This window comes from Sphingobium sp., assembly GCF_032153725.1.
GTDB lineage: Bacteria > Pseudomonadota > Alphaproteobacteria > Sphingomonadales > Sphingomonadaceae > Sphingobium.
The window spans coordinates 70,223-81,184 of sequence record NZ_JALDYQ010000010.1; the positions used below are offsets into that span (position 1 = coordinate 70,223).

A 10,962-nucleotide genomic window follows, 5' to 3' on the forward strand; every position below is an offset into this window, starting at 1 on the left:
CTAACGGAATCCGTTCTATACCCAGCACAATCTGCACCCTCCCGATGATTGCCCGTCTGGAGACATGCCCCTCCACCCTCCTTCAGCCGAGCCGCCGGACCATTTTCCGGTAGGCCGTTTATAATAACTTGTCTAATACAATAGATAAATGCCATAGTGTAGGACATTCTACAATGCCGAGAGTCGAGGGGCAGGATGTTTGAACCAAACCACAGGGGCATCGCTCTCGCCGAGCGCCTCCAGGCCTTTATGGCCGAGCACATCTATCCGAATGAACGACGCTACTATCTCGAAGCGGAGCGACTCGGGCCGTGGTCGGTCTATCCGGTCGTCGAAGAGCTGAAGCCGAAAGCGCGCGCGGCTGGATTGTGGAATCTCTTTCTACCCGTAAAGGAGGCGCCTGAAGGTTTCTCCAATGTCGACTATGCGCCGCTGTGCGAGATCATGGGGCGAAGCCTCTTCGCGCCTGAGGTCTTCAACTGCTCCGCGCCGGACACGGGGAACATGGAGACGATCCTGCGCTATGGCACGGACGAGCAGAAGGAGCAGTGGCTAAAGCCCTTGCTCGCGGGCGAAATCCGATCGGCTTTCGCGATGACCGAGCCGGAAGTCGCCTCGTCGGACGCGACCAATATCGGCAGTTCGATCGTCCGGGACGGCGATGAGTATGTGATCAACGGGCGCAAATGGTACACGACCAACGCGACCAGCCCGGCCTGCAAGATCATGATCTTCATGGGCAAGAACCTGCCGGAAGGTGATGATCCCTATCGTCGCCAGTCGATGATCCTGGTGCCACGATCGACAACGGGGGTTCGGGTCATCCGGTCGCTTCCCGTTCTGGGCTTCTATGGCGTTCCCGATCGCGCTTCAGAGGTGCTTTTCGAGAATGTCCGCGTGCCGGCGTCGAACATGCTGCTCGGCGAAGGGCGCGGTTTCGAAATCGCGCAGGGGCGCCTGGGACCGGGTCGCATCCACCACTGCATGCGGTTGATCGGACTGACCGAGCGCATTCTCGAACGAATGTGCCGGCGCGCAGACCAGCGAACGGCCTTTGGCCGGCCGCTCTCCGAACAGACGGTCACGCTGGAGAGGATTGCCGAGGCGCGTATCATGATCGACCAGGCTCGCCTGCTGACCATGAAGGCGGCGGAAATGATGGACACGGTTGGCAACAAGGCCGCCCGGCGCGAGATCGCGATGATCAAGGTGGCGGCACCAATGATGGCTCAGAAGGTCATTGACTCGGCCATCCAACTGTTCGGAGGCGGTGGAACCAACAATGATCACCTGCTGACGGCGGCGTTCGCGACGGCGCGCCTGCTCCGGCTGGCCGACGGCCCCGATGAAGTGCATCGCAACCAGATCGGCAGGCTCGAAATCAAGCGCTATCGCGACAGTGACCCTGCTTTGTCGGGCGGTTCCAGCAACGCACTGACGCTCCCGGAGGCAGAGCATATGGCAAGCGAAGGCCTATGGCCCAAACCGAAGGACTTCGACGCATGAGCGGACGACTCTCTGGCAAGCTGGCGCTCGTCACCGGGGCGGCGCAGGGATTGGGTGCGGCGATCGCACGCCGACTCGCGCTCGAAGGCGCGCGCGTGCTGCTGACGGATCGCAACGAAAGCGGCGTGAAGGTCGTTGCGAAGGAGCTTTCGAAGGAATTTGGCCGCGATGCTGCATGCTTTGCGCGCCACGATGTCACGAGCGAGAGCGATTGGATCGACGTGATCGCTTATGCTCGCGAGCAGCTCGGTGGTCTTTCGGTGCTTGTCAATAATGCCGGAATCGTGCTGACCGGATCGGTCGAGGACTTCACGCTTGATGAATGGCACCAGGGCATGTCGGTGAACACCGACAGTGTCTTTCTCGGCGCCAAGCACGCCCTGACGCTGATGCGGGAGCGTCAGCCCGGCTCGATCGTCAATGTGTCGTCGATCGCGGGTCTGATCGCGTCGCATAATTTTGCCAACTACAACGCCTCCAAGGCGGCGGTCTGGCTGCTCAGCAAGTCGATCGCGCTGCATTGCGCGCGGCAGGGCTGGGATATCCGCTGCAATTCCGTGCATCCGGCGTTCGTCCGTACCCCGATCCTCAATGATCTTGTCGGCGATCGCGACGAGGCAACGGTGATGGCGAAGTTGGCCAAGCAGGTTCCGCTTGGCCGTTTGGGCGAGCCGGACGACGTAGCCCACGCGGTCGTCTATCTGGCTTCAGACGAAAGCCGTTTCATGACCGCTGCCGAGCTCAAGCTCGATGGCGGCATTTCCGCGATGTAAGGATGATGATGACCACTCCCTATTTCGACCTGACCGGCAAGGGCGCGCTCGTGACGGGATCGTCGCGCGGCATCGGCAAGGCGATTGCCGAAGCGCTGGCGGCGCTCGGCGCGAATGTGATCATATCGTCGAGAAAGCAGCAGGCGTGCGATGAGGTCGCCTCGCGGATCAATGCATGCGGCGCCGGGCGGGCCACGCCCATTCCCGCGAACATCGGCACAAAGGCCGACATCGAGTACCTCGTCGCGGCGGCGCGCCAGGCGCTCGGCTCCATTGATATCCTTGTCTGCAATGCGGCCTCCAACCCCTATTATGGACCGATGGCGGGCATTTCGGACGATCAGTTCGAAAAGATCCTGCGCAACAACCTGCTCTCGAGCCATTGGCTGGCGGCGTTGATCTCACCCCAGATGATAGAACGGCGATCGGGTTCGATCATTTTCATATCGTCCATGGGCGGGCTGCGCGGTTCCGCAGTCATCGGCGCCTATAATATTTCGAAGGCCGCCGACTTCCAGTTGGCCCGCAATCTGGCGACGGAATATGGGGCCCATGGTATCCGCGTGAACTGTATTGCACCCGGCCTGATCCGGACGGACTTCGCCCGGGCACTATGGGAAGATGAGGCAAATCTCGCCAAGGCGTTGACGGGTACGCCGCTTGGACGGATCGGAGAACCGGACGATATCGCGGGTGCGGCTGCTTTTCTAGCCTCTGATGCTTCCCGATACATCACCGGCCAGACGCTCATCGTCGACGGCGGGGCGACGGTGACGGTGGGCGGAGTCTGACGCAGCAAAAGTATTTCAGGAGGAAAGATTGAGCCAGAGGATCGGTGTTGTGGGTGCGGGTTTGATGGGTGCGGAGATCGCGCTCGTCTTCGCGCAGGCGGGGCATGACGTGCTATTGAACGATCGCGATCAGGCAAGCCTTGATCGCGCGACGGCACGGCTGCGAACGCTCATGGAAAAGGGCATTGGGCGCGGCTTCTACAAGACCGAGGAGATCGACCGGGCGCTCGCGCGTATCCGGACTACTACCGAGCTCGGTGCGTTTTCCGATCGCGAACTCGTAACGGAGGCGGTGTTCGAAACCCCCCATGTCAAGGCATCGGTGCTGAAGGCGCTGGATCAAATATGCCCCACAAATGCTGTGATCGCCTCAAATACGTCGACGATTCCGATCTCGACGCTGGCAGCGGAATTGCCGGTCGCGCGCAGACCCAATTTCATCGGGACCCATTATTTCTCGCCTGTCTCACGCATGAAGCTTGTCGAGGTGATCCCAGGATTCGATACGGCAGAAACGACCGTCAGGACCGCAATGAGTGCGGTAACCGACATTGGCAAGACGCCGATCCGCGTAAAGGATGTCGCCGGTTTCGCCGTCAATCGCATGCTGCACGCCTTCATGATCGAGGCAGTGAAACTTGTCGAGGAAGGGGTTGCCACGCCGCAAGATCTCGACACCGCGTGTCGCCTCGGCCTCGGTCATCCGATCGGGCCGTTCGCGCTTATGGATGCCGTGACATCGAACTTGTGTGTACAAGCCCAGGAGATCATGCAAGAGGCCTATGGTGAGAGATTCCGCCCCCCCGCCCTCCTCAAGCAACGCGTCCGCGCCGGCTATGGCGGAGGCAAAGGCAAGCCAGGCTGGTTCAATACAGGCGAGTAACGGTCATACGCGGGAAGCCGTTGTCCGAGACATTGTAAATGGCCTCTATGATGGTCGTTATGAGCCCGGCCAGCGCCTGCAGGAAGCACAGCTTACCACCGCGTACGGGATAAGCCGTGGTCCCATCCGCGAGGCTCTCAACGTACTGTCGACCATGGGGATCGTCGATCTCACACCACAGCGTGGCGCCCAGGTGCGCGTGCTTGGTATCGAGGAAGCGATCGACACACTGATCGTGGCGCAGACGCTGATCGGTTTGTCTGCCCGCCTTGCCGCAGCCCGCGCGTCACAAAGCCCCCAGCGTGATAAGCTCGTCAAGTCACTCGAAGCGATCCTCGCATTCGATGCCGAAGCAACCGGGGCCGAATTTGGTATAGCTCGGGACCATTTCTACGGTTCGATCACGGCGATGGCGTCCAATCGGGAGCTTAGCCGATTGTTGCCGACGGTGCGGATCCACCTCATCCGCGTACAGTTCCGCTCCGTGCTGAGAGCGCACGAGACACGATGGCGAGGTGATTATCGGCGCATCGCCGACGCCATCCTCGCCGGGCGGCAGGGAGAGGCGGAGGCCACGGCGCGGGCACATCTGGGTCGCGCGATCGATCGTCTGCGCGCCTTTCAATCCAGTTGAGTTCCTTGCGGCTTTCGGCAAGGCGCGCGCGATCGCGCGCACCTCTACGCGTCCACTATCCCTGCACGATTGCAAAAACCTATTCACGCATTTCGGGCCGAGGCTTGAATATTCGGAAGGTGGACGGGTAAGTCAAAAGGCACGCTGTGCTTATCGAAGGCCGAATGGTGAAAAATCTCTCTTCTAAACTGCCGAAATGGTATCAGCTCGCCCAGATGTTGCGAACCGACATCGTAAGCGGTCGCATGAAAGCAGGCGAGCGCATCGATGCTGAAATCCGCCTCGCCGAACAATATGGCATAAGTGTCGTTCCCGTGCGGCAGGCCTTGCGCGCGCTCGAACAGGAAGGCCTCGTCGTTCGGCATCGGGGAAGCGGCACCTATGTCAGCGACACGCCGCGATCCTCAAAACAGGCCATCACATCGCTGGAAACATTATATTCGCGTGAGTTTACGAAGCCGGCTGCTATCCTCGAACGCGGCACCGTCGCGATGCCCGAACAATTCCGAGCCGCTTTCGTAGGCATCGATACCCTCGCGTTCGTTCGACGGCTTGCGTATCGCGGAGGAAAGCCATGGTCCTATGGCGTCTTGTATTTTGCGCCTATCTACGCCGGAAAGCTTACCGATCGCCTGCTCGAACGTTTTCCGACCTATCGCCTGCTTCAAGAACTCTATGGCGTGGAGTTGATACGGTCGCATTTCGAAGCGAGAGCTGTCGCGGCAGGGAGCGAGATCGCCGGCTTTCTCGACATCGATCCCTTCTCGCCTGCCCTCTCGCTATCGTGCGTCACCTACGATCGTAACGACGTGGCGGTAGGCGCCTTTATCGTGACCTTCCCTGGCGACCCTTTCACATTCAGTTTCGAGACTTCCCACGAACTGCTTTGACCTGAAGCGGGACAGATCAACCCAGGGGCGGTTTAGCCGACCTTTTTCAGTTGATCGCCGGTAAGATCCGAATCCGCTTCATAGATATTGATCGCTGCCGCAACCACAGGCTCGTAGGCGGCGATCGCCTTGTCCTTGACATGCCCATAGCCCCGAACCTCGAGAACCAATCCCGCAACGCGCGCGGCATCCGCCAGATTTGCGCTTGTGAGGCGCGCGAGCAGCCGTTCGATCAGGGCTTCGTAATCAGCGATCAAGCGGCGCTCGATCTTTCGCTCGGCCATATAGCCGAACGGATCGAAAGCCGTGCCGCGCAGCCGACGGCCCTTCGCGAGCAGGCGGAACAGCGGCATCATCCATGCGCCGAACTCGCGCTTGCGGAGGTGGCCGGTCGCCTTGTCGCGCTTGGCGAGCACGGGCGGCGCCATGTGGAAGGTCAGCTTGACGTCCCCTTCGAACGCGTCCTGGAGCGAGCGGGCGAAACTGCCATCGGTGTAGAGGCGCGCAACCTCATACTCGTCCTTGTACGCCATCACCCGGAACAGGCCCTTGGCGACGGTCTTCGCAAGCGTTCCGTCGCCTTTCAAGGCCGCTTCGGCACTCGCGACGCGATCCACGATTGCGCGGTAGCGATCGGCATAGGCTTGGTCCTGATAGGCCGTGAGAAATGTTGCACGCTCCGCCACGACGTCTTTATCGTCTGCGTTGTCGCCGAGGGATTTTTCGGACATGCCCGCGGCAGCGAACACCGCGTCCGGATCGACCGCCAGCTTTCGGCCAAAAGCGAAGGCCGAACGGTTCATCGCGACCGCCGTGCCGTTGAGGGCAATCGCTGCCTCGAAGGCTTCGAGGTCGAGATGTAGCCAGCCCTTCTGCCAGGCGAAGCCCACCATCATGAGGTTCGATCCGATCGCATCTCCCAGCAGTCGTGAGGAAAGTTGGGTAAACGGAAAGACGAAGATGTTCTCTTCCCCCGCGCGGCGGCGCAGCCGATCGGTCAGCAGCGTCGTGTCGGGCTTGGCATTGCGGTTCTGGGTGAAATCGCCTGTGATCGAGATGTCTGCGTTCGCCAGAACGGGCGTTGCCCCCGGCGCGATCGCAGCCATCACATCGCGGCTGTTGCCGACGATCTCATCGCAGACCATGACCAGGGTCGCTGCCTCGGCCGGGATGCGCAGAGCCGTCACCGGCTCCTTCGCGACATGCACATGGCTGACGACGGCGCCGCCCTTCTGCGCCATGCCCACCTGATCCAGCACGCCGACTTCGCCGCCCTTCATATGCGCTGCCATCGCGATCAACGCGCCGATAGTGACGACACCGGTTCCCCCGACGCCGGCGACGACGATCCGTTCATGGTCGTTGGCCGTCGCAACCGGGGGGGGCAGGGTATCGACGTCAAGCGCCGTCGTGCTTGCGCCGGCGCGGCGCGGCTTGCCGCCCTCGACTGTCACGAAGCTTGGGCAGAAGCCAGTGAGACAGCTATAATCCTTGTTACAGCTCGACTGATTGATACGGCGCTTGGTGCCGAACTTGGTTTCGACAGGTTCAACCGACAGGCAATTGGACTTGACCGAACAGTCGCCGCAGCCTTCGCACACCAATTCGTTGACGAACACACGCGTCGTCGGGTCGACAAGCTTGCCCCGCTTGCGCAGGCGCCGCTTTTCCGTCGCGCACATCTGTTCATAGATGATGACGCTGACCCCGCTGCGCTCGCGCAATTCGAGCTGGAGCGCCTCGAGATCGTCGCGATGCTCGACCCGTTCGACCTTGGCGCGCGCAGGATGGCCCGGCCCATAGCGGTCGGGATCGTCGGTCGAAAGAATGATCGTGCCGACGCCTTCCGCCCGGATCTGATCGATCAATTGGTCGACCGACAGCTCGCCGTCGACCGATTGACCGCCCGTCATCGCAACGGCCGAGTTGTAAAGCAATTTATAGGTGATGTTGATGCGGGCAGCGACCGCCTGGCGGATGGCAAGCAGGCCCGAATGGAAATAGGTGCCGTCACCCATATTGGCGAAGATGTGCTTTTCGTCCGTGAAGGGAGCCAGTCCCATCCAGTGGACGCCCTCCCCGCCCATCTGGGCGAAGCTGCCTGTAAAGGGGCGGTTATACGCGGCCAGTCCATGGCAGCCGATGCCCGCCAGCGCGCGACTTCCCTTCGGCACGACAGTCGAACGATTGTGCGGGCATCCCGAACAGAAAAAGGGTTTGCGCAACGTCGGCGGCGTGGCGAATTTATCTTGCAGCACAAGAGCCTTGCGCGCCGAGTTGGCTCCTTCTTCCAGGCCCCTGTCCCCGATCAACCCGGCAAGCAGGTCGCCGACTGCGGCCGCGATCCGCTCAGGCGTGATATCTCCGACAGCGGGTAGAAGAACGGCGTCCTGCGGGCCGCGCTTGCCCCAGACAGCCGGTGCTCCTGGCAAGCCATAGAGGGCCGCCTTGACCTGCCGCTCGATGAACTCGCCCTTTTCCTCCACGACGACGAGCGTGTCGAGGCCTTCGGCAAAGGCCTTCACCCCTTGCGTCTCCAGTGGCCAGACCAGCGCCGGCTTGTACAGGGCAATGCCCGACGCTGCCATCCGGTCTTCCTCAAGCCCGACAAGCCTGAGCCCCTCGAGGAGATCAAGCCAGCTTTTGCCTGCCGCGACAAGGCCGATCCGCGCACCCGGCTGCTTGAGAACAACCCTGTCCAGCCCATTGGCGCGGACATAGGCGGCAACCGCCGGTAGCCGGTGGTTGACCTGCCGCGATTCCTGCTCAAGCGGGGTTTCCGGCCAGCGATTGTGAAGCCCGATCGCCGGAACATCGATTCCCGGGAGGATCGGATCGATATCCAATTCATCGGTTTCGATGGCACGCGTCGAGTCCGCCACCTCGGTGATGATCTTCAACGCGGCATAGGACCCAGTGTGCCGCGACAGGGCGAAGCCATGCAGACCGTAGGCGATAATCTCGGCCGGACTGGAAGGATAGAAAAGTGGAACCTGTAGGCCCGCCACCACATCGTCAGAATAGCAAACGATCGATGAGGATTTGGCGACATGATCGTCACCGACGGCAAGCACCACCCCACCATGCGGCGAGGCGCCTTGGAAATTGCCATGGCGCAACGCATCTGATGCCCGATCGAGGCCTGGCCCCTTTCCATACCATAGCGAGAAAATGCCGTCGACACGCGCGCCGGTCGTTTGAGCGATCTGCTGGGTGCCCGCAATAGCGGTCGCCCCAAGCTCCTCGTTAACGGCAGGCTGTACTACGATCCCGCGTTCTTGGGCCTGCTTGCCCACGGTGGCGAAAGCGGTATCCAAGGTTCCCAAGGGCGAGCCGCGATAGCCCGAGACATAGCCGCCAGTCTTGAGACCCGTTGCGGCATCGCGCTCGGCCTGGACTAACATAAGGCGAACCAGCGCCTGGACGCCACTGATGAGAATTCGGCCCGAGCGTTTGTCGAAACGATCCGACAACGTCGTTGGCAAAAATGCCCCATCCGTCTGAGCTGAGTGGTCAACAAGCATGGTCATAGGAGAGCACCACCGGCATTTGTTTCAAAATCGCGTACGTCGATATACGTTCTCGCCGAGAGCGTATAGCTATTTTTCTTCTGGCTTTGATAAATACTCTTTGATAGCATCGAGACTGCGACGATGACCGTCGTAGCGCACTTGTTCATGCGACGTCGGCGTGCGCCGATCGCAAGCGACATGGGCTACGGCGCGAAACAAAAAGCGGGTTTCAACAGACCTTTTAACGCCGGTTGCAGGCGACAGTTTTAGCCGTGGGGAAAGAGACATGAGCGCGGAAGCTAACAAGGATGTCGTCAGGAGCTTCATCAAGGGTATCGAGGCCGGCGACCGACGACGCCACGTTTTGGGTGTCACCAACAACGGTTGGTTCTGGCACACGCCGCAAAGAGGAATGGCTTCAATCTATGTCAGATATGTTCAGTGGTCTGGCGGAGCCAATGACGCTGGAGACGGGCGATTTCACTGCCGAAGACGACCGCGTAAGTCTAACGATGGTCGGCACCATGCCCTTGAAGACTGGCAAGGTATATAGAGGCCATTGGCACATGCTATTCTTCCTGCGCAACGGGAAGATTTCGGTGATGAAAGAGTATCTTGATACTTATCATGCCGGAGAGATTTTCGGCTTTCCGAACACTACCGCTCAGCAAACCACATAACGTCGCTCTGAGCCGACAGTAGAGATGAAGCGCGGTTAAGACCACCTCTCTCTCGGCGCCTGTGACGAAGAACTTCACCAAGTCACAACTTGTCCGACGCCTGGCGCTTCCAGCCGTCAAACAATCCTAGGGAGATGATTAGATGCGCATCGGCTTCATCGGGGCGGGAAATGTCGCACGCACTATTGCGCGGCACATGCTTGCAAACAACCACCAAGTTCTCCTGTCGAATTCGCGTGGCCCAGAGACGCTGACGGAGGTCATTTCCGAACTTGGTGAAGGCGCTTTCGCAGGCACGAGAGAGGAGGTTCTTGGCACTGATCTCGTTATCTTGGCAGTTCGCTGGGGCGATGCGGAAGCGGCTGTAGAGGGACTCTCGTGGGACGGTCAGTTCCTTATTGACGCGACGAACGCGCACATGGGCACGGACATCAGTCTCGAGGGTGTAACCAAGTCTCGTGCGGAGCTGGCGAAGGCGGGTCGCACGTCAAGCGAAATTCTACGCGACTTGGTCCCGGGTGCACGCTTGGTAAAGACCATCAGCAACATGCCAATGGAGTGGATCAGCGACTTCAGCAAGGATAAGCCTCGCACCGTGCTGTTTGTTTCAGGCGATGACGCTGAGGCCAAGTGCTTCGTCATTGCGCTTCTGAATGACGCAGGGTTCGCGGCAATTGATCTGGGATCCCTCGCGACTGGAGGCGCCATGCACGAAGTCGGTGCTCCGCTGTCCGGCGTCGAACTCCATTTTGTCCGACGGATGCGCGAGCCCGAATAGGAAGCAACGATTCTTCCAGCCGAACATTTCGGTTGACGTCGCGGATATGTGACCGCGCGACGCAAGGTTGGGTGCGAGGCCCTCGCCAATATTGATGGCGATCCGCTGCCAGATGCTTGACCGCTCTTTGGGCAGTCGAGCATCTTGCGTTGGCGGTCGCCTCAACTGGCGCCCAATACCCCCAAGAGCCAATAAGACGACTGCTTCAGTCCCCATCAGATAAGTGGTGGAGCAGGCAAAGAAAGAAAGCCCGCCATTGGTAACAAATCATGGCAATGCAGGGTTGGAAATGGAGACAGACCTGCGGTGACCGAGATCGCTGCACCACCGCTGTTTCGTGAAGCATATCGAGACTTTACCCACGGCATGACGCGTCACTTCGGACAGGAAGCCATCGATTCCAGTGACGGAACACCGCCATCAGCCTTGACTAAGTGCCTGGTTGCGACACATCATTGGAATATGGTAAAGAGTGCCATCGCGGATCACGCGTGGCGCTTTTCCGCTCTTGCTGA

At 60.1% G+C, this 10,962-nt stretch carries 10 protein-coding genes; 9 read left to right on the top strand and 1 reads right to left on the bottom strand.

Annotated elements, in window-relative coordinates; translation table 11 throughout:
• The first annotated feature begins 195 nt into the window (after positions 1–195).
• From RUH75_RS05505 to RUH75_RS05530, 6 genes are all read left to right on the top strand, one after another.
• Positions 196–1,506 (top strand): acyl-CoA dehydrogenase family protein, encoded by a 1,311-nt coding sequence (locus tag RUH75_RS05505; protein ID WP_313802982.1) that lies wholly within the window; start codon positions 196–198, stop codon positions 1,504–1,506.
• Entirely contained in the window at positions 1,503–2,279 is a 777-nt protein-coding gene (locus tag RUH75_RS05510) for an SDR family oxidoreductase (protein WP_313802984.1), read from the top strand. The genes RUH75_RS05505 and RUH75_RS05510 overlap by 4 nt, the downstream gene beginning before the upstream one ends.
• An 8-nt stretch (positions 2,280–2,287) precedes the next feature.
• A complete protein-coding gene (locus RUH75_RS05515) occupies positions 2,288–3,070 on the top strand; it encodes an SDR family oxidoreductase (RefSeq protein ID WP_313802986.1) in 783 nt (260 codons plus the stop codon).
• 28 nt (positions 3,071–3,098) lie between these two features.
• The gene (locus tag RUH75_RS05520) at positions 3,099–3,953 is read left to right on the top strand and encodes a 3-hydroxyacyl-CoA dehydrogenase family protein (protein ID WP_313802988.1); all 855 of its coding nucleotides are present in this window, start codon (positions 3,099–3,101) and stop codon (positions 3,951–3,953) included.
• Positions 3,907–4,587 (top strand): GntR family transcriptional regulator, encoded by a 681-nt coding sequence (locus RUH75_RS05525; protein ID WP_313802990.1) that lies wholly within the window; start codon positions 3,907–3,909, stop codon positions 4,585–4,587. Before RUH75_RS05520 ends, RUH75_RS05525 begins: the two co-directional genes overlap by 47 nt.
• A gap of 164 nt (positions 4,588–4,751) precedes the next feature.
• Positions 4,752–5,477, top strand: a complete 726-nt coding sequence (locus RUH75_RS05530; RefSeq protein WP_313802992.1) for a GntR family transcriptional regulator — start codon at positions 4,752–4,754, stop codon at positions 5,475–5,477.
• Positions 5,478–5,509: 32 nt separating this feature from the next.
• On the opposite strand, the gene RUH75_RS05535 is transcribed toward RUH75_RS05530, so the two are convergent.
• The gene (locus tag RUH75_RS05535) at positions 5,510–9,007 is read right to left on the bottom strand and encodes an indolepyruvate ferredoxin oxidoreductase family protein (RefSeq protein ID WP_313802994.1); all 3,498 of its coding nucleotides are present in this window, start codon (positions 9,005–9,007) and stop codon (positions 5,510–5,512) included.
• 290 nt (positions 9,008–9,297) lie between these two features.
• Here RUH75_RS05535 and RUH75_RS05540 point away from each other — a divergent pair, with 290 nt between their 5' ends.
• The 3 genes from RUH75_RS05540 to RUH75_RS05550 form a co-directional block, all read left to right on the top strand.
• Positions 9,298–9,669 carry a nuclear transport factor 2 family protein gene (locus RUH75_RS05540; RefSeq protein WP_409592324.1) on the top strand — a complete coding sequence of 124 codons (372 nt, stop codon included), beginning with the start codon at positions 9,298–9,300 and terminating at the stop codon, positions 9,667–9,669.
• 142 nt (positions 9,670–9,811) lie between these two features.
• The gene (locus RUH75_RS05545; RefSeq protein ID WP_313802998.1) at positions 9,812–10,447 is read left to right on the top strand and encodes an NAD(P)-binding domain-containing protein; all 636 of its coding nucleotides are present in this window, start codon (positions 9,812–9,814) and stop codon (positions 10,445–10,447) included.
• A gap of 306 nt (positions 10,448–10,753) precedes the next feature.
• The coding region (locus RUH75_RS05550) for a hypothetical protein (RefSeq protein ID WP_313803000.1) at positions 10,754–10,962 on the top strand (209 nt) is incomplete at its 3' end.